This is a genomic window from Pseudomonas sp. Ant30-3 (genome assembly GCF_000690905.1).
In the GTDB taxonomy this organism is placed as follows: domain Bacteria; phylum Pseudomonadota; class Gammaproteobacteria; order Pseudomonadales; family Pseudomonadaceae; genus Aquipseudomonas.
In genome coordinates, this window is the sequence record NZ_JMCL01000067.1 from 1 (window position 1) to 20,654 (window position 20,654).

Below are 20,654 nucleotides of genomic sequence, written 5' to 3' on the forward strand. Positions count from 1 at the left end.
CTCGGCTACTATCGAATGCCTGAACCTGTGGCGAGGGGCTTTTGTGGCGAGGGGATTTATCCCCGTTGGACTGCGTAGCAGTCCCATTTTTAGGGCGCTTCGCAGCCCCACGGGGATAAATCCCCTCGCCACATTGGTTTCCTTCTCCAGAGTGGTGCGGCGCCGGACTATCGATAAGGGACACACGTGAAAGCCAGATCCGATGAGTTGCAGATTTTCGTCTGCGTGATTGAGTGCGGATCGATTTCCGCTGCTGCCGAGCAGGTTGGGCAAACACCGTCGGCGGTCAGTCGCACGTTGTCGCGGCTGGAGGCGAAACTCGACACCACGCTGATCAACCGCACCACGCGACGCATGGACCTGACCGAGGAGGGCAAGTACTTTTTCGAACATGCCAAGCTGATTCTCGATCAGATGGCAGAGCTCGAAGAGCGTCTGTCCTCGCGCCAGCAAACCCCCTCTGGACGTCTGCGCATCAATGCCGCCGCACCGTTCATGCTGCACGCCATCGTGCCGTACATCGATGAGTTCCGCCGGCTGTATCCGGACATTCAACTGGAACTCAACAGCAACGACCTGATCATCGACCTGCTCGAGCAAAGCACCGACATCGCCATCCGCATCGGCGCGCTGGCCGACTCGACGCTGCACGCGCGGTCGCTGGGCTGCAGTCCGTTGCACATCGTCGCCAGCCCGGCGTACCTGGAACAACACGGTGCGCCGACGCAAGTGGCCGATCTGGCCAACCATACGTTGCTGGGGTTCACCCACAATGAAGGTCTCAACCACTGGCCGCTGCGACACTTGCATGGCGATCGCTGGCCGATCGAGGCGTCGATCAGCGCATCCAGCGGGGAAACCCTGCGGCATCTGGCGCTCGAAGGTCAGGGCATCGCCAGCCTGTCGCATTTCATGACCATCGAAGACATCCGCGCCGGGCGTTTGGTAGCGGTGTTGGCGGAGTTCAACAGCGGCTATCGTCAGCCGATCAACGCGGTGTACTACCGCAACTCGCAGCTGGCTTTGCGGATTCAATGCTTCCTGGACTTCATCCAGGGCAAATTGGCCAAGTATGCGCTTGCTGATTTCGCCGGCTGATTCGTGACTCCTGCGCAAGAGTGAATTGGGTCAGCGGGGATTTTTCGGCAGCGGTGACTGCCGGATACTCGCTGCATCACTTATCCACGCAGGGAGTTTCTCCATGAACGTATTCGTTACCGGCGCCGCAGGTTTCATCGGCGGCTCCATCGCCACCGGTCTGGTCCGTGCCGGCCACACCGTCGCGGGCCTGGTACGCAGCGTCGAACAAGCCAATGAATTGAGCGCGCTGGGCATCACGCCGGTGATCGGCACTCTTGACGACAGCGCACTATTGGCTGAACAGGCTCGCGCTGCGGACGCCGTGATCAACGCCGCCAGCAGCGACCATCGCGGCGCGGTCGAAGCGTTGCTCGATGCATTGCGCGGCTCGCATAAAGTGTTTCTGCATACCAGTGGGTCGAGCATCGTCGGCGATGCCTCGGGCGGCAAATCGAGTGATGTCATTTACCACGAAGACAACCTGCCGGAGCCGACCGTCGACAAGGCTGATCGCGTGGCCATCGACAATCTGATCCTCGCCGCCGCGCAGAATGGCGTGAACTCGGCCGTCATCTGCAATACGCTGATTTACGGCCACAGCCTGGGCGTCATGCGCGACAGCGTGCAGTTGCCGCGGCTGCTCAAACAGGCGCGCAAAAGCGGGGTGGTGCGGCATGTCGGTACGGGGCAGAACATCTGGTCCAACGTGCACATTGAAGACGTGGTTGCCCTGTATCTGCTGGCGCTGAACAAGAACGTTGCGGGCACGTTCTACTTTGTCGAAAGCGGTGAGGCGTTGTTCATCGAGATGACCACCGCGATTGCCGAAGCGTTGAAACTGGGTGCGCCGCAGGACTGGCCGTTGCCAGAAGCCGAGGCCGAGTGGGGTTATGAAATGGCCAATTACGGCCTGGGCTCCAACAGCCGGGTGCGCGGCAAGCACGCGCGTGAGTTGCTCGGTTGGGCGCCGCAGCGGACGTCGGTGGTTGAGTGGATTCGGGACGAGATGGTCTGAGTTCGCTGTAGACCGCGGTGCTGCCTTCGCGAGCAGGCTCACTCCTGCAGTAGGTTTCTGTCGGGCACAAAATTTGTGTTCATTGAAGACCTATTGTAGGAGTGAGCCTGCTCGCGAAGGCATTTTCAGATTCTCAGCAACTGGCCCCGCCAGCCTCAATTCCGTAACATCCGCACCTCATTTCCTCGCCGTGTCCCGCCCCCATGAAACCACAACGTCTGCGCGCCGATGTCCTGGCCGGACTCACCACCTCTTTCGCCTTGCTCCCCGAATGCATCGCCTTCGCCCTGGTCGCCCACCTCAACCCGCTGATGGGGCTTTATGGCGCGTTCATCATCTGCACCCTGACCGCACTGTTCGGCGGGCGACCGGGGATGATCTCGGGCGCGGCCGGTTCGATGGCGGTAGTGATCGTCGCGTTGGTGGTGCAACACGGTGTGCAATATCTGCTCGCCACGGTATTGCTTGGCGGCCTGATCATGCTCGCGTTCGGTTTGCTCAAGCTGGGCAAACTGGTGCGAATGGTGCCGCACCCGGTGATGCTCGGGTTCGTCAACGGCCTGGCGATCATCATTGCGCTGGCGCAACTTGAACACTTCAAGAGCGGCGAAAGCTGGCTGACCGGCCCACCGTTGTATCTGATGGCAGGGCTGGTCGCTGCGACCATGGCCATTGTCTACCTGTTGCCGCGTCTAACCCGCGCTGTGCCGCCAGCGCTGGTAGCGATCCTCGGCGTAGGGCTGGCGGTGTACCTGCTCGGCCTGCCCACTCGCACGTTGGGCGATATGGCGCACATCGCCGGTGGCTTGCCGACCTTCGCCCTGCCCGATATTCCATGGACCCTGGACACCCTGCGCATCATCGCGCCTTACGCGATTCTGATGGCGCTGGTCGGTCTCCTGGAAACCCTGCTGACCCTCAACCTCACTGACGAAATCACCGAAAGCCGTGGCTTCCCCGATCGCGAATGCGTGGCGCTGGGCGCGGCGAACATGGTCTCTGGGGTGCTCGGCGGCATGGGCGGTTGCGCGATGATCGGCCAGACCGTGATCAACCTCAGTTCCGGTGGCCGCGGGCGGTTGTCCGGAGTGGTGGCGGGGGTGCTGATCCTGCTGTTCATCCTGTTCCTGTCACCGCTGATCGAGCGAATTCCACTGGCCGCACTGGTCGGCGTGATGTTTGTGGTCTCGCAACAGACCTTCGCCTGGGCGTCGCTGCGCGTGCTGAACAAGGTACCGCTGAACGATGTGCTGGTGATCGTCGCGGTCACGATCATCACCGTGTTCACCGATCTGGCGACGGCCGTGCTTTGCGGCATCATCATCGCGGCACTCAATTTCGCCTGGCAGCAGGCGCGCGAGCTGTATGCCGACGCGCACCTCGAAGCCGATGGCAGCAAGCTCTACCACCTGCACGGCACGCTGTTCTTCGCCTCGACTGCGCCTTTTCTCAACCAGTTCGACCCGGCCAATGATCCGGCTGTGGTGACGATCGACTGCCGGCACCTGAGCTTTGTCGACTACTCGGCCATCGCCGCGCTGATGACCCTGCGCGAGCGCTACGCAAAGGCTGGCAAACACCTGCGCGTGCTGCACTTGTCGGAGCGCTGCAAGAAGCTGCTCAAGCGCGCGCGGGTGAACCACGACTGAACACTGAGCCAGTCCCGCGGCCCTGTCTACTGTCAGATCTGACAGTAGACAGGGCCAACTGCCTGCCCGGAGAATTCCCGAACTGATAAACGCGCTTTATCTGATCGAGCGGTGCAGCGGTGAACCAAGACTGCAGAGATAGCGATTATTGGTGATGTTCTTTTCAACAGACTTCATCACTAAGGTAAAACCAGATGGAAACCACTTCCGATCGCCCCGCATCTTTCGCTCCGTCCGCTCACCGCGACCCCCTGTTTGGCGTCAACAGTGAATTCAACCTTGGGATGCTTCCTCACGACCTCGACATTGATCGTCAAGTGAAAGGCATTGACGTGTTGAGCGACGATAAAATCCTCATTGCGGCGTCATTGGCTCGTCATCTGATTGGCCACATCGGCCTGATCCGGCTTGAAGCCAACGGTAACCTCGACGCAACATTCGCCGATCAGGGGTTGGCACTCGGCAGCGTTGCCGGCAGCTATGATTGCGGTGCGGGTAAAGTCGCGTTTCAAGCCCCTGGCCTCATCATCATGCTGGGCTGGATGCGCCGGATTGCAGACGGGCCGAGAATTCTGGTGATCACGCGGTTCAACGATCAAGGCTCGATTGACCGTGGTTTTGGCAACGAGGGTCATGTGGTGATCGACCCCTCCCACCTTGGCATGCTGGATGATGACTCCGGCAACGTGCACTTGCTGCCTCATGGAAAAGTCCTCGTCAGCGCCAACTACAAAAACGGCAGTCACTCCACCGGCCTACTCGTTCGCATCGACAGTCAAGGCAATCTCGATCGTAGTTTTAACGCGAGCGGCCTGCTCGAAATCAAGCATGCGGTCTTTACCAGCACCACGGCCAACGGTTTGAGGGTGCAGGCCGACAAGCAGATTCTGGTCGCGGGCGGTGCACAGCCAGCAAACGCAAATGTGCAAGGATACGTCGCGCGTTACTCGGACGCAGGTGTATTGGACCTAACGTTCGGCGGGCCCGATGTGCCCGGTTTTTCGACCATGCAGCTCGGCAGCGCCGCAGTGACTTTCAACACGTTGCTCGCTGCTGCCGAAGACAAGGTCATTGGTGTCGGCCAGATCAGCGGCGACAAGGATTGGGCGGTTCTGGTCGGTTTCGACAGCAGCGGTGGTGGTTATCCCGAGTTCAATAACGGCAGCCCGGTGTTGACTTCATTTGTGGAAGAACTGGGCAGTGGATGGTTCGACGCCCACATCCAGGCCGACGGGAAAATTGTCTGCGCTGGCGGGCCTAACCGCCTCTATATGGTCCGGTATGACGCCCATGGCGCCATTGATCGCACCTTCGGAGTTAATGGGTTGATCGAAGAAGAAGAGTATTCCCTGCTTACCCAGCAGGTGTTTGTGCGGACACAAACCAATGGACGGACGATTCTGGCTGCGAACACGCTCGGTCTCGGGTCGGGATATCTGTTCGGCTACATAAAGCACTGAGTGATCTGCAGCGGGTGGGATATGGAGATCGGATGATGTAAATAACATCGCGTGATTTTCATATTCCATGCGCTGACATACCTCTGCGCGACAACCTTTATCTCTCCACGAAAATTACTTTCACCTCGTTTGAATATCACCTCTCGAAATGATTTATGAGTTTCACAAACCATTCGACGTGACCCTTTCGAGGAGTACCGCATGACCGTTTCCTTCGGCTACTGGCTGCTGGTGTATGCCGCCATCGCCATCATCGCGCTGATCGTTCTGATCGCCCGTTACCGACTCAACCCCTTCATTGTCATCACCCTGGTTTCCATCGGTTTGGCCCTGCTGGCCGGGATGCCGCCGTCCGGTGTGGTCGGCGCGTACGAGGCGGGAGTTGGCAAAACACTGGGGCATATTGCGCTGGTAGTCGCGCTGGGGACGATGCTCGGCAAGATGATGGCCGAGTCCGGAGGCGCCGAGCAGATGGCGCGCACCTTGATCAATCGTTTTGGCGAGAAGAACGCGCACTGGGCGATGGTTTGCATTGCGTTCCTGGTGGGGCTGCCGCTGTTTTTCGAGGTCGGTTTTGTGCTGCTGGTGCCGATTGCATTTACCGTTGCGCGGCGCGTCGGCGTGTCGATTCTGATGGTCGGTTTGCCGATGGTCGCCGGGCTCTCGGTTGTGCATGCGCTGGTGCCACCGCACCCGGCGGCGATGCTGGCGGTGCAGGCGTATCAGGCGTCGGTGGGGCAGACCTTGCTTTACGCGATTCTGATCGGCATTCCGACGGCGATCATCGCAGGTCCGCTGTACGCCAAATTCATTGTGCCGCGTATTCAGTTGCCGGCGGATAACCCGCTCGAGCGCCAGTTTCTCGACCGTGAACCGCGCGCTCGACTGCCGGGCTTCGGCATCACCATGGCGACCATTCTGCTGCCGGTGGTGCTGATGCTGGTGGGCGGCTGGGCCAACCTGATCTCAACGCCCGGCAGCGGTTTCAATCAGTTTCTGCTGTTCATCGGCAACTCGGTCATTGCCTTGCTGCTGGCGACGTTGTTGAGCTTCTGGACACTCGGCATCGCGCAGGGCTTCAGCCGTGAATCGATCCTCAAATTCACCAACGAATGCCTCGCACCCACCGCCAGCATCACCTTGCTGGTCGGCGCGGGCGGAGGCTTGAACCGGATTCTGGTGGACGCCGGCGTCACCGATCAGATCGTCAGCCTGGCCCACGAATTTCACCTGTCGCCGCTGTTGATGGGCTGGCTGTTCGCGGCGCTGATGCGCATTGCCACCGGCTCCGCCACGGTGGCGATGACGACCGCGTCGGGGATTGTCGCGCCGGTGGCCATTGGTCTGGGTTATCCGCATCCGGAGCTGCTGGTGCTGGCGACAGGCGCGGGGTCGGTTATCTTTTCCCACGTCAACGACGGCGGCTTCTGGTTGATCAAGGAATACTTCAACATGACCGTTGCCCAGACTTTCAAGACCTGGACAGTGCTGGAGACCATCATTTCGGTGGTGGCTTTCGCCCTCACTGTTGGTCTTTCATACCTGATCTAACCGGAGCCGCTGCCTTGGACATTCTTTACCAGATCCGCGCCCGTCAGGACTCATTCAGCGCTGGCGAAAGCCGCATCGCCCGCCTGATGCTCGACGACGTCGGGTTTGCCTCGGCCGCCAGCCTCGATGAATTGGCGCAACGCGCGGAAGTCAGCACCGCGACGCTCTCGCGATTTGCGCGCACCGTCGGTTGTCGTGACTTGCGCGACCTGCGCCTGCAACTGGCCCAGGCCAGCGGGGTCGGCAGTCGTTTTCTCGACCCGGCGGGCACTCCTGAGCAGTCGGGGTTTTACCGGCAGATCGTCGGCGATATCGAGTCGACGTTGCGCCAGCATTTGTCGGCATTCGACGAGTCGCGTTTTGCCGATGCGGTCAGATTGCTCGGCAAGGCGCGGATGATTCACGCGTTCGGCATGGGCGGATGCTCGACCCTGTGCAGCGACGAATTGCAGGTGCGCCTGGTGCGTCTCGGCTACCCGATTGCGGTGTGCCACGACCCGGTGATGATGCGCGTCACCGCCGCCAGCCTCGGCGCCGAGCACGCTGTCATTGTCTGCTCGCTGACCGGCATCACCCCGGAATTGCTCGAAGCCGTCGAACTCGCCCGCAGCTACGGTGCACCGATTCTGGCGATCACCCGAACCGATTCGCCGCTGGCGCAACTGGCCGATGTGCTGCTGCCGCTGCAAGGCGCGGAGACATCGTTCATCTACAAGCCCACCGCCGCGCGCTACGGCATGCTGCTGGCCATCGATGTGCTCGCCACCGAACTGGCGCTGGCCCATCCTGAAGACAATCAAGAACGTCTGCGGCGGATCAAACTCGCCCTCGACGACTACCGCGGCGGCGACGATCACTTGCCGCTGGGAGACTGACATGAAGTACGACACGCTGATCCGTAACGCGCTGATTATCGATGGCACCAACACCCCCGGCTATACCGCCGACGTGGCGATTCTTGCCGGTCGCATCGAACACATCGGCGACTTGCACGACGCCTGCGCCCGCGAAGAAATCGACGCCGCGGGTCGGGTGCTCGCGCCGGGCTTCATCGACGTGCACACCCATGACGACACGGTCGTTATTCGTCAGCCGCAGATGTTGCCCAAGCTCAGTCAGGGGGTGACCACGGTGATCGTCGGTAACTGCGGGATCAGTGCTTCGCCGGTGAGTTTGAAGGGCGATCCACCGGACCCGATGAACTTGCTCGGCACCGCTGCCGCCTTCGTTTACCCGACTTTTCGCGACTATCGCGATGCCGTGGAAGCGGCGAACACCACGCTGAACGTTGCTGCACTGGTCGGCCACACCGCGTTACGCAGCAATCATCTCGATGACCTGTTGCGCACGGCGACGCCGGAAGAAATCGCCGCGATGCGCAAGCAGTTGCGTGAGAGTCTCGAGGCTGGCGCGTTGGGGTTATCCACCGGGCTTGCGTACGCCAGCGCCTTCTCGGCCTCCACCGATGAAGTCATGCAGCTCAGCGAAGAGCTGGCAGCGTTCGGTGCGGTCTACACCACTCATTTGCGCAGCGAATTCGAGCCGGTGCTGCAAGCCATGGGCGAAGCGTTTCAGATTGGCCGACACGCCAGGTCCCCGGTGATTGTTTCCCATCTGAAATGTGCTGGCGCCGGTAACTGGGGACGCAGCCCGCAGCTGCTTGCCGCGCTTGAGGAGGCGGCCAAATCTCACCCGGTCGGCTGCGACTGTTATCCCTACGCGGCCAGCTCTTCGACCCTGGACCTCAAGCAGGTCACCGACGCTCATCGCATCACCATCACCTGGTCCACGCCGCACCCGGAATTCGGCGGGCGTGATTTGATCGACATTGCTGCCGAGTGGAACGTGCCGCTGCTCGATGCCGCCCGCCGATTGCAGCCCGCCGGCGCGGTGTATTACGGAATGGATGAGGCGGACGTACGAAAAATACTCGCGCATCCGTTATCGATGGTCGGCTCTGACGGCTTGCCCGAAGACCCGTTCCCGCATCCGCGCTTGTGGGGCGCTTTCCCACGGGTGCTTGGGCATTACAGTCGCGACGTTGGTTTGTTTGCGCTGCACACGGCGGTGCACAAAATGACCGGGCTCTCGGCGGCGCGCTTTGGCTTGCAGCAACGCGGCGAAATCCGGGAAGGACATTGGGCCGATCTGGTGTTGTTCAATCCGCTGACCATTCGCGATGTTGCCGATTTCACTGATCCGCAGCGCGCGGCTGAGGGTATTGATGGTGTGTGGGTGAACGGGGTTTTGAGTTACTGCGAAGGTCGGGCGAACGGGAGGAGGGAAGGGCGGTTTCTGGCGAGGGAGGGGGATTTGCGCGAGGGGTTTTCTTGATGGCGTGACGTTACAGGATCGCAGCTGCGGCAGCTCCTGCGAGATTTTTATCCCAATGCAGGAGCTGGCGCAGGGTGATGGTAGCGAGTCAACCCGCAGCGTCAGTCATCTTCGCCGCCGTCGTATAGCGCCCGTGCGCTGCAGGGGTGGCGCAGTGTTTATCTGCTGGACGGTCTGGTTGTATCCGGCGTAGTCGGGGTTATTGCGACCGGTCGGTATATTGACCGCCGCCGGGATGATGCCGCTGCAATTGAAGCAGCCGGGAAACGGCTGAGGCGCCTCTCCGCGGGATAATGTGTCGGTGAACACCGTGGTGTCGGAAAGCATTCTTTCCGCCCTATCCGGATAAAGCGCAACCACCGTATTGGTGAAGCGAACTTCAGCATGGCTGCCGGGCCCGCCCGCGAGTTGCGGCATGATCCCGCCGACGTTCTCTATGTGACTGCCGATCCAGTCTCGAGTCGCTTGTTGTAATTGATGGGCGGTCTCCACAAGCCGGCTTAACGTCGGGGAATCTCTCAACTGCTCGTCAGCTATCTGCAGGCCATGGAACATGTCATTTTTCGCAGCATCGTACCGAGCGCTAAGATCCGCCACGTAATCAGCGGTATTACTGATCTTGAACGTGCCGTAATTCAAGTAATGCGAGCTGGTGCGGGCGCTACCGTCGTAGTGCGGATCTACCCCTCTGTATCCCCGCATACTGCCTTGAGGTTTGGGAAGGTTGAAAAAGTCGCTCATCCCGATTTCGGCAGACGCTACATAGCCATAGGAGTGAGCCAGGAATTCTCTGCTCAATAATTCTTCGTTCAAGATTTGGTCGGACGTATTGTCAAAGTTATCCGGCATCAGGCGATAGGAATAGTCGCCCTGAGCCGAGTCCATTATCTCCTGCGAGCGAGCCCTTCCCCACGTTTCGAATTCTCTGAGGTCTTCGTCCCGCATCAAGCCCTGATGATCGACAAATTTCACCGGGTTGTTTCCAACCATGCAATACAGATTCAAACCATCGATTGCCCCGGCAGGATCAGGACTGATCCAGCGTTGTAACCACGGTGCGTAATAACGGTGCCCATAGTAATAAAGTCCGCTGGCGTCGCGTTCTTTTCCGGAATATCGAATGGTCCGGTAGTCCGCCTCTAGTGCCGAACGCGATGCTGCCCAGGCCGTTCCGCCATACGGCAGGTAACTTTCCTGACTGATCAGCCAGGCCTGGTCATCGAGTTCCAGCGAGCTCGACCCCAAGTGATCATCGAGGCTGTAGCGCATTTGATCTGCAGCGATACCGGCCGGTCGGCCAGTGGTCCAGTGCAGATAATGTACGCTGCACCGACCGGCTTGCAGGGTGATGACCTCCAGTCGCTCGTTACTGCGGGTGCGGATTTCGAGTCCCGGCAGATAGCGGACTTCTCGTTGATGAACAATTGATGCCGCATAGGTAGTTTGCACCTTTCGTACACGTTGACCGCTGCTGTCGTAGTAATAGCGCTCGATGTCGTCGCGTCCCTCTGCACGCGCGACCAGCATCACGCTGCTGAGCTGGTTGCGGGTGTTCCACTCCAATACCTGGCCCGGGTTGAGTTGCTGCTGGTTTCCGCCGGCGTCGAAGCCCGACGTTATATCGGGCGTGGTATCGCCTTTGTTCCAGGATTGCAGGCGATTGTTTGCAGCCGCGACCTTGAATGTTCTGGTGTAGTTGTTGCCGTCGCGAGCGTGCCGTAGTTCGGTCAGGTTGCCGCCGGCGTCATACTGATAATGTTCGCTGTAATTGAACAGTTGCTGCGCATCAATCGGTGACCTGCTGGTGGCGGCGAGATGGAGTTGAGTTGTCTGGACCGCCGATTCCCGACCCGTAGCACTAGTCAACTGGTACAGGCTGTCGTAAGTAAACGCGCTGATCGCTTTGACTTTCTGATTACTGCCGAAATGTACCGGTTGCGCTTTGTCCTCGATTCGCAGCACGTTCCCGACCGCGTCATAGGTGTAGTGCAAATCCTGCAAAGTGCTCGTGGACACGGACGCACTGAGGGATGTCATGCGCCCGCTGGCGGAATCGAATACCGCGCGGCTTGTCACGCCGTTGCCGGCGGTTTGCGATTCGACCTGACCGGCTGCGTTGTAGACCAGATCCTTGATAACGGTCGTTGCTACCTTTGTATCTTTGATCAGCAGGCTGATTGTTTTGAGTTGGCCCGCGACATCAAATTCAAAGCCCTGCTGATGTTTGCCGGCATCCACTTGCTGAACGGACTCGCCCAGTGCGTCATATCCCCAGGTCGTTTCGTGGCCATCTCCCTCTTCAAGAAAGCCGTCTCGGTCGATCGCATTGGCAGGCCAATCGGGCAACTGCGGATCAAGCAGGAAGCGTCGCGTCTGAGCCAGCGGCTTGGCGCACAGTGCATATTCGCTGATCAGCAGCGTCCCAGCGTTGTCATCGTGACGGGTCAGTGCGCCGCACGAATTGCTCGCCGCAGAGGCTTGCGAATTGTCGCCATAGTTCAATCGCTCGACCACGCGTAATACTTGATCGACTGCTTGCTCTTCAATGCAAACAGGTCTGAGCTGGTTATCGTAAGTTGTCTGCTGATAGCTGCCGCGTTGATCCCAACTACGTAATACGTGGCCGGCGTCCCCGGGCAAGTTCACACGCCACCCGGCGTCCACACTGTCCGTCATGAGCAACTTGCCCGACAAACTATGGATGTTCGTCAGGTTGGCTTTTGTGGTCTGGCCAAACAGTCTGGGGTCCCAATGTGCGATCGGCTGTCCAGCGACGTCATGCTCGTGGCGGGTGATCCGCGCCTGCGCAGTTTTTGCTGCATCACTGCGCCAGTAAGCCACTTGCCGAACAGTCAGGCCTCGGCTGTCGATCACGTTGAGCGTCGGTGTTTTGCGGTGCAATTGCGCGCTCATGCGTCACCTCCGGACAGGGCAGTTGTCTTGGGCGAGATCTCTTCGAGGGTATCGTTCTCGTCTTCCTCGATGGTGTACCAGGGATGTCGGGTTTGCCGCCGCATAAAGGAAACGTCGCCTGCAAGTCGCGTGCGGGTCGGCCGCCCCAGTGCGTCGTAAAACTGCAGGTCGTAGTGACCGAACTGCCGCAAGGCCACATCGTTGATGTACTTGAAGTGATTGGCAAAATAGGGCCGATAAGTACGGATGACCAATCCTTTGTTGTTGTATTCAACCCGTTCGCTTGTCCGCCAGCGCATCGCTGCGACTTGCTCTAGCGGTTTCTCGTTTTCCTGCGTCAGACCACCCGTTGCATTCACCGTGTAAGCGAGACCGGGTTCAACAAGTTGCTTGCTCTGCAATGTTCGGCCGAAGCCATCCAGGCACGTTACGCTGATGCGGATTTGCTGCTGCATGTCGTTGGGAAAACGATCGGCGCTCAGCGTGGCCGCGTGCACCGGCTCTCGGGGCGACTTGTCGATTTCGAGCTTTAATTTCTTGTCATCGGCAGAAACGTCCGCAAGTCCCGCCAGACGATCTCGCCCACGGTTGCAAATGAAACCGCCGTGCAGCAAATCGCCGTTGGTGATACAGCGCGCCAGCCAGTCAGCCTCTTTGATTGCCGCCTTAGAGACGCATCCCATCCAGCTGAACGGCGCTACAAATGTAGCGTTGGCGGTTTTTTGCAATGCTGCTTTAGCGTCTGCAATGGCATCGTCCGGGGTGATGAAATCCGGACGCTGGTACTCAGAGATCGGTTTGAAGCCGACGGGTATATTGCCTGCAGTGCCGTAAAAAGTGCTGCACAGCAAACGGCCGAAATTGTCGTAGCGCGCTTCCTGAACGTTGCCGTTCGGGTCGACGATGCGCAGTGGTACGAATGAGCGATAGTCGTAAGTTGCTTTAGTGGTGCAGCCATCGGGCAGCCTGAACTCGGTGGTCATGCAGTGATATTTATCGTAGAAAACCTCGGTCACGCCGTGGCTCTTGCTCGGTTGAAAACGCCTGATTTTGAAGTGGCCCGCCAGGGTGGCGTAGGTGGCGAACAAGCTTTTGATCGACCAGAATTTTCTTGCAGGCGTGGATTCGGAAAAAAAATCCGTCATGCGTTGATAGCCCAGTTGGCTTAACAGCGCTGCTGTGGGACGACTCTCTTGCGGTAACACCTCGAAAGCGCTCAGCGCCGTTTCGTCGAGCTCGGCAGTCTGCAGAAAATCAGCAAGGGCCTCGAAGTGCGCGACACCGTCCTCCAGGGTTTCTCCGGTTGTGGTGTGCTGATAGCGCTGCAACGAAAGACCGGTCAGATCACTTTGGTTAGCCCAAGTCGACTCACTGACCCAATCGAGCACTTTTTCGTACGTCAAGGCTTGTGCCGACAGCCCGCCATACTCCGGCGATTTGGGTCGTTTCTGTGCCTGGGTGCGCTGGCGATAAGGCAACCCCAGTCGCCACCCTTGGGGCGTATCCAGATGAATAAATTCGGCACGGGATTCGCTCAGGTAATAAAACTGTTGCGCTCGGTCATGAGCGTCGCGCCACCATTGCTGTTGATCGCTATCGCTGAAGGGTGGCGGATCGGCTGCGGTTGTACGTCTGGCGCAGTTCACGCTCAGGCTGTGGATCACGGCGCCGTACTGGTCATGCCGCAGATTGAAAGTGTGCTGACATTGCGGGTCGTCGGAGATGCCTTCGTACTGATAGCTGATTGACTCCAGCACTGAAGGCAACATCCGCGCGTAGTGGTGCTTACCTTGCGATGCTTGCAGCAGGCGAACCCGATAACGGTTTTCCTGAACGGAATAAAGCGTACGGGTTCCCAGGTTTGGCTCGACCGCAAGGACCTCTGTGCGCAGCAAATGACCGCTCAGGGCGCGGGCCATTTCCAAAGTGGTCGCCGGGTCGGGCGACGCGATTGCAGCATCACTATTCGTGGTGGTCTGGTATTGGCAAAGCAGTGCGCGGCCCGGGTGCGTGGCGTGTTTGTCTGTCTCGTCGAAACCGTCACTGGACATGTCCACCGCTTGCCCCGTGTGAAACCAGCTCTTCGTCAGGCATGGCGTGGTGAGGCCTTCCATCGAGGCATCGCCGGGATGGCTTTCACTGTCGAGTTGCAGCAGTAGGCCGAAGCCGCGAAATTCCCGTTCGACGCCATCGTAGTAGCCTTGGCGCCAGGAAAATGTCTGCATCAGGCGATTGCCCGTGATCTCGTCGAGCTGCGCGGTTTCCGAAACCACATGCATTGCAAACGGCACGTGGCAGATGGGCGGCTTGCCGGCATCGATTTTCTCGACTTTTTCGTCCAGCCATTCCTGCGCTGAACTGCGATAGCAGATGCTGTTGGCGGCGCCCATATTGTTGTTGGCGCCGATCAGCAAATAAGGTTTTGCACTGACAAAATCGTAGCGCCAATGACGGGGTGTCGTGTGCGGCGTGCTCAGTATCAGGCTGGAGCAGCCGAGCCCGAGCAGGTTGTCGAAACTCACCTGACACAATCCGTCAAAGCGCACGCCCTCGGGCCAGGGCAGCTTGACCGGCGGCGAAAACCCGCTGCCGCTGCGGTTCATGAAGATGAGCGCGTGCCGTGATTCGAGGTAGATCAGGTCTGTAGAGCCGGAGCCGTCCAAATCCGCCAGTCGAACCCGCGAAGCATCGAACGCCTCATACGCAAGGCCCGGCGAGCCAAGCACCCGACCTTTGCCGAAACGCCCGCGGCCCAGGTTGGGCCAGCACTTCACTTCATCGTGACGAATGCGCACCAGGTGTTGCTGACCGCTGCCCAGCATGTCGCTGAAGGCAACGAGTTCGCCGGGGGAGGATGTGGGCACAGGCAGACTGTCCTGATCTTTTTCACGAGGCACTTCGATGGCGGGAGCGAAGCCTTTCTCGCGTCGGTTGGCGTACAGCCGCACGCTTCGCGGCCCAATCATGGCGAGGTCGCTGAGCCCGGCACCCATGAGGTCGGCCAATCGGCCTTTGCGCTGAAAAAACTCAATGGGGAACGCATCGAACGTGGCAAATCCTGACCATTTGCGCTCGGCGTCCAGCGAGAAAAATCCGCTCAACTTAGGCTCGGCAGTGAGCAGGTCCAGGCGACCATCGCCGGTCAAATCACCCAGCGATTGAAAATTTTTTTTGGCGGAGGCAGCAGTCGGCAATGTGGGCACGACGCGCAGCTGGTCGTAAGCCACCTCATCACTGTTGGCCTTGCCGCGAATGGGTTCGCGGTAGTACCAGCCAGGGCCGTTGCGTAACAACAGACCCGCCAGTCCTTCGCCGTACAAATCCACCCATTGATAGCGTTGCCCGTCGTTGATATCGGGCATGTTGTGAAAGGGCTGCCAGTTGCTGGCGGCTGCCGACAGTTCAAAGTGGCTGTAGGTAAACTCCATGGGCGGGTGATTTTCAGCGGTCGTCGACGCTCCGTACGCTTGTTCATGGGCGCTGCTCAGTTGCTGATAACCCAGCGCTGTCGGTCGGTATTCGATCAACAGGCGTTTGGCCAGAACCGGATCATTACCCAACTCGGCGGGAAAACGATGGAACATCAGCACCTGTCGGCACAGTCGCTCTGTGCAGATTTCATAGCCATACCCGAAGCTGGAAAAAGCGTCGCTGCGTGTCTGCCATTGCTGCCCGGTGTACGCCGGTTTGTCTTGATAATTCGTGCTGCGCTCACCGTAGTCGAACACCAGTTCGAAGTGCCATTGCAGCGTTTCGAGCTGATCCGGTTTCCATAAATACAGGTGCGCGTTGGCTTTTAAATTGCCATAGCTCACCTTGCTCAGGTATCGCTGTGCCTTATCCGCCGTGTACCGATAGAGGATGTGTTCGCCGTGCGGGTTGATGCTTTCTTCAAGCAACCATTCAGCAACGCGGTTCGCATGCTCGGGATCGGCGCGACGCGATGCCGGTTGCCTGCCGAACAGGTGAAGGCTGCCATCGGCGCCGTGCACCAGCCAGAACCCCGGCCGGTCGTTTTTGGAGGACCAGTGTTCGATTCGGTCGAAGTTTTTTTCCAGGCGCGGGAAGTGGCGGATCACGGTGTGCGCCGTATCCAGTTGCAGATCGTTGTAGTGCCTGACGGTGGTTGTCAGCGTGCCTTGAGCACCTTGCTCGGGCATCCACACGACCCCGCCGGGGCCGATGATCTCGTCATCGTCGGCATAGGCCGGTACACCCTTGCTGGTGCGTCGCGCCACGACAGGCAAGGAAAGCCCCCAGCCGATGCCGAACTCACTGTTACCCACTGAACTGGTGTAGCTGAGCGACAGGTCAGGCGCGAAGCCACGTCCCGGCGAAATAGGCAAGGCGATTTCATAGGAGGCCGAACCCCGGGCGCCGACAGTGCCAAAACCTTTGCCAATGCTTTGAATGGCGCCGCCGCCTTTAGGCAATACCGGAGCGGCGACGGCCATCGTGCCTTGTTCACTCATCGCGCCACTCCAGACTTTCTGGCCGTGTACTTCACTTTAACGATGATGTCGGTGAGCGAATCAAGCATGTCTTTTTGTGCAGCATGATTGGGGAAGGTCAGCGTCCATGTCGAGACCGCTCCGGTGTATTCAAAAGGCAAGTAGCGGTCATCGAGAAGGTCAAGGTGAAACACACCGCTGTCGTCGTCTCCGCTGGAAAGCGCAATGTGTTGCTTGATGCGCGTGTCCTTGATGCTCGTGGCCTTCGTGTCAGTAGTGAGGTACATCAAACTGGACGTTTGCGTCAGCGTTGCGCTGATATTTTCGTACGGGCTCACAATGCCCGGAATCGTAACGCTGAGGGTCTTGATGCGTCGCAGGTAATGACCTTGTCCTTTCCATTTTTCTTCGAACATCGTGTGGGTGAGTTCGAAATCACATTTGCCTTCTTCCAGCAGCGAAGCTTTGATCTGCGGCCAGCTACGGTTGATCACACTGGTCTTGTCTTTGTCCTTGAGAAGTCTCAGGGAGACGATATGTTCGAGTGGCAGGCCGCGCGTGTCTGCCTGCAGAAATTTGTTCAGCATGTTCATCAGGCGCGTCTTGAGGCTCTCACCTGCGGAAAGACCGCGGTAAGTAGCGCTCCAGCTCCCGGGCTGAATGAACCGACTGGTGTAGTCGGCGCACTCGTATTGCCAACAGGCCTCTGTCGCCAGGCACAGGTCCAGCGCCGCCTCATAAGCCTGTTCATACAAGGTTGAAAGTTGATTGTTGAGCCACTGATAAAGCTGTTTGTTGGTAAACCGTTTGCTTAGAAAGTCGTAGTTGTCTCTGGCGTGGGTCAATGCTGTTTCAGCCTGTTTGAGCTGCAGGCGCGTAAGCTTTTCCTGCTCGGCAGATTGCGCGATTTGTGCGCCAATCTGAGCCAGCTCAAGTTGTGCCTGATTGCGATTTAACGTCCATTCTTCACGACGGCGAGCGAACTGTGCACCGCGCTCGAGATGGGAGCCCTCGGCACGGAGCTGCGTAGCTCGCAGCTGTGCCAGAGCGCTGGCGGCATGGGCGGTGCCTTCCCAGCGCGCGCCGCCGTTGGCGAGGCCAAAAATGTTTGGAATCATCATCAGACTGCCGGCGACAACCTGGGCAATTGATGAATCCACTTCTGCGGCGGCGCTGCGCAAATACAGGCGGCCAGCCTCGGCTTCATCCGGGGTGACATCCTTTTCCAGTAACTGATCATAGTGCGTCAGCCGCCCCTGGATGACTTGCTTGCAAGCGTTGAGGAAGTCGCGGTTTTTGCTGTCCACGCGCAGCGCCTGGGTCTGTAACTCCACGGATATTTTTGCCATGTCCCAAGCTTGTTGTTGCTGGAGTTCTTGCACATGGGCCTGCTCCTGGCGTTCGATCAGCGACAGTAGCGTGGCGCCGAACTGGATCACACTGTCTACCGCATTCACGGCGTGACTGTGCATCGCCTTGAAACGGTACTGCGAGAGCACGGGTTTCTGCAGTTGCGAATCGGCTCCATAAGAAGCGCCGGTTTTGCGAACACTGACTAACGTAGTCGGGTCGATCGGTGTCGCGAACAATGGCAGATGCAACGGCTTGCCGCTGATGTCGATGCTATGTTGCAGGTTGTCCAGGCGGCTCTCGACAATGTCCCAACGCTTGAGCAGCTCCGGGTTGAGCGGTACGAGAAATCCGGAAGTCTGCAGAGCAGGCAGCGCGGCTTGTATATCGTCTGCAAGGCCGTTGGTGCTCAATCGCCTAAGCGTCTTCTCAAGCGCCCGGCGCTCCTTGGCGGGGTTCGCACTCAGTTCTTTCAAACTGATGGCCGACCATTGATCCAGCGTTTGAACAACCGGGCGGGCGCCAAGCAGGGCCTTCGCTCGCCTGTACCAAAGCTTCGCCTCGACGAGACTGTCTGGCGTCAGCTCCCTGTACGCGGCATCGCCTCGATTGATCAGGATGTCGAGATAGAGCAGGTATAACGCTTTGCGAGCGTGCACCGGATAGCTCTGGGAAATCATGTGCGGATCATGCGGGGCGCGAGCGGCGTAAGACGGGACATCGGTGCCGGTCAAGGGCACAGTCTTCCAGCATTGGGGTTGCCTCAGTCCCGGATCGAAGAGGTGATTGATCCAGTTTTCAGCGTCGGCGTATTGCCGTTCAGCATTTAATTGATGGGCGATTAACCAGGGTAGGTTGAGGAACAGCTCTGTGTAATAGCGGCCATTGGGCCCATGAAAGTCCATGGGTTGATCGGGGTCTGTATCGAATATTTTCGGTTCTTGTAACTGTTGCGTTTCCCGGCTGAACAGTTCGTCGAGACTGTTCTCGGCACGACCTGTGAGCTCGGTAGCCAGCAGGGTGTTGAGCCTGATGGGTTGACGCTCCGTCAAACCGTTATCGCTGTGCAGAATCAGTGAGTCTGAAAAATCGAGATATTGCACTGAATTGTTGCTTGAGAGTTTTGGCGTGCTGAAGCTGTCCATTGCGGTCGCTGCGATGCTCCCGCCATACCAATGTTGACCACTGGCGTGCAGTGTTAAACCGTACTGGAATACTTCACTGGTTCTAATCAGGTCACAATCGCTAAATTTGACGTGGTATGAATCTTTTCCTGAGATCAGTGGCGTGATTTGCCTGGGGCTGCCTAACATGGTTTGTCGGACCACAAAAATAGAAGCTTGCTGGTCGTTTGAAAGCAATGTCGGGTCAAGCGTCAGACGAATGGTTAGATCTAACTCGTTGGGCTGATAATCGATGTAGCAGCTTATTGCACCGCGCGGCAATTTGGGTGAGTGGACGAGGTCAGGTTTTGCGGTCACACGTTGCGTGTTATTTTTTTCCTGTTTTGATTGCAGGTAGATAACCGGTTCGGACAGCTCATTTATGGGATGTTTGTGAATTTCATATGCCAGCTTGTAGTGCGCTTGGGAGAGAGCCTCTTTTAGGCTAGTGCCTCGAGGAGGAGCGCCAGAAATGTGAGTAAAATTTTTATCAATGCTGACACTGCTTAAAAAAAGCGGCGTGTTGTTTTGCATGTGGTCATCACGATTTTGCATGTCGTATACGCCGATGACATATTGCGATCTAGGTAACTTTAATTCCCGTTGCTCTTCAAACAGCATGATGGCAATGAGCAAGAAGTCTTGCGAATTCTCCCTGATTTGCACCGACACCGTATTGATGCGGGATTTCAGTTCTTCAGGACGCAGGTCCGACAACGGCGTTTCATCAACTGGTCTTGATGTCTGCCGGCCAAGCTGGCCGTTATTGACGAAGTTATTCAAGACCGTTCTCGGCGCGCTCCAGGTCTCATCAGATTTCTTGTAGCAATAACTCATCAACAACTGGGGGTCTCGTTTCTCTCCGCTCACACCCGCCGGGTCTTGATGAATGCACTGGGCCCAGGTAATGAACAACCGATTGTTAAACCAGACAGGGCGAATGGTGTGCTCGATGGCGTCCTGCGGAATAGGGATGTCCGCTTTCTTCCAGTCCGACCAGGCGTACGGTTCGGGATGGTCCTGTTTTACACGCTGACCGTTGTCGGTTTTCGTGCCGTTGTATGGCCGTTCCGCCATGTTGAGCGAGCGCCAGAAATAAGTAGGCTCCGATCGCGATTTGGCAATGAAATAATATTTGCTGTTGGCGAAATCTGCGCCGTCGATATAGCCATTGAGGATTTTCAGATTCGCTACTTCTTCGAAGCGGGTCAGGTATGACTTGACTGCGGACTCGATGGCGGCAGGCTGAATACGGCTTTGGCTTATGTCGTTTATCAGTTGTTTGAAATTGTCGCTGTCGGTATTTCTAAGGTTGGGGTCAAGGTAGATTTCGGGGTAATACAATAATTTTTGGTGGCCCGCCCAGACTGAATAACGGCTCATTTCCTCAGTCCAGATTTTTACTCGCTCTCGGGTTTTCGTCGCCGGGCCGTAACCGGGTTCCAGGCCGTGCAAAATGCTGTGGATGTATTGCTGCAGGCTGGCGATGGCGCTCGCAACAAGTGACGTGACCACCGGCTGGCTGACCTGCATGTCGAGCAACCAAAACTTGCTCAGGTCCTCTACGGTTTTTAGCCTGGCAGTGTTTTCGGTAGCGACCGCGGGCGAGATTGTTTTGAGGTAGTAGGCCAGCTGGGCATCCCGCAGCTTTTCATCAAGTCTTATGTGTAGGTTGGTCATATTCAGTC

10 protein-coding genes are annotated in these 20,654 nt (G+C 58.0%); 7 read left to right on the forward strand and 3 right to left on the reverse strand.

All coding sequences use genetic code 11. The features are described 5' to 3' along the window. The first annotated feature begins 186 nt into the window (after window positions 1–186). The 7 genes from DU29_RS0117220 to DU29_RS0117250 all read left to right on the forward strand — a co-directional run bounded on the left by DU29_RS0117220 (window position 187) and on the right by DU29_RS0117250 (window position 9,089). Window positions 187–1,098, forward strand: coding sequence for a LysR family transcriptional regulator (locus DU29_RS0117220; protein ID WP_028622783.1), 912 nt, complete (start codon window positions 187–189; stop codon window positions 1,096–1,098). A gap of 103 nt (window positions 1,099–1,201) precedes the next feature. Then, complete coding sequence (locus tag DU29_RS0117225; protein WP_028622784.1) at window positions 1,202–2,095, forward strand: NAD-dependent epimerase/dehydratase family protein; 894 nt, start codon at window positions 1,202–1,204, stop codon at window positions 2,093–2,095. 203 nt (window positions 2,096–2,298) lie between these two features. After that, window positions 2,299–3,744, forward strand: coding sequence for a SulP family inorganic anion transporter (locus DU29_RS0117230; protein WP_028622785.1), 1,446 nt, complete (start codon window positions 2,299–2,301; stop codon window positions 3,742–3,744). Window positions 3,745–3,938: 194 nt separating this feature from the next. Then, window positions 3,939–5,204: a delta-60 repeat domain-containing protein gene (locus DU29_RS0117235; protein ID WP_028622786.1), complete on the forward strand. Its 1,266-nt coding sequence runs from the start codon at window positions 3,939–3,941 to the stop codon at window positions 5,202–5,204. 201 nt (window positions 5,205–5,405) lie between these two features. Further along, complete coding sequence (locus tag DU29_RS0117240) at window positions 5,406–6,755, forward strand: GntT/GntP/DsdX family permease (protein WP_028622787.1); 1,350 nt, start codon at window positions 5,406–5,408, stop codon at window positions 6,753–6,755. A 14-nt stretch (window positions 6,756–6,769) separates the two neighbouring features. Beyond that, window positions 6,770–7,630, forward strand: coding sequence for a MurR/RpiR family transcriptional regulator (locus tag DU29_RS0117245; protein ID WP_028622788.1), 861 nt, complete (start codon window positions 6,770–6,772; stop codon window positions 7,628–7,630). Window position 7,631: 1 nt separating this feature from the next. Then, a complete protein-coding gene (locus tag DU29_RS0117250) occupies window positions 7,632–9,089 on the forward strand; it encodes an N-acyl-D-amino-acid deacylase family protein (protein WP_028622789.1) in 1,458 nt (485 codons plus the stop codon). A 105-nt stretch (window positions 9,090–9,194) separates the two neighbouring features. Here the strand turns inward: DU29_RS0117250 and DU29_RS0117255 are convergent, their stop codons facing one another. From DU29_RS0117255 to DU29_RS1000000130975, 3 genes are read right to left on the reverse strand one after another with little or no spacing between them, the layout of a single operon-like run. Next, complete coding sequence (locus tag DU29_RS0117255; protein ID WP_028622790.1) at window positions 9,195–12,002, reverse strand: RHS repeat-associated core domain-containing protein; 2,808 nt, start codon at window positions 12,000–12,002, stop codon at window positions 9,195–9,197. Beyond that, window positions 11,999–16,474 carry a SpvB/TcaC N-terminal domain-containing protein gene (locus tag DU29_RS0117260; protein WP_028622791.1) on the reverse strand — a complete coding sequence of 1,492 codons (4,476 nt, stop codon included), beginning with the start codon at window positions 16,472–16,474 and terminating at the stop codon, window positions 11,999–12,001. The genes DU29_RS0117255 and DU29_RS0117260 overlap by 4 nt, the downstream gene beginning before the upstream one ends. Further along, window positions 16,471–20,646 (reverse strand): neuraminidase-like domain-containing protein, encoded by a 4,176-nt coding sequence (locus DU29_RS1000000130975; RefSeq protein ID WP_028622792.1) that lies wholly within the window; start codon window positions 20,644–20,646, stop codon window positions 16,471–16,473. The genes DU29_RS0117260 and DU29_RS1000000130975 overlap by 4 nt, the downstream gene beginning before the upstream one ends. Window positions 20,647–20,654: the final 8 nt, after the last annotated feature.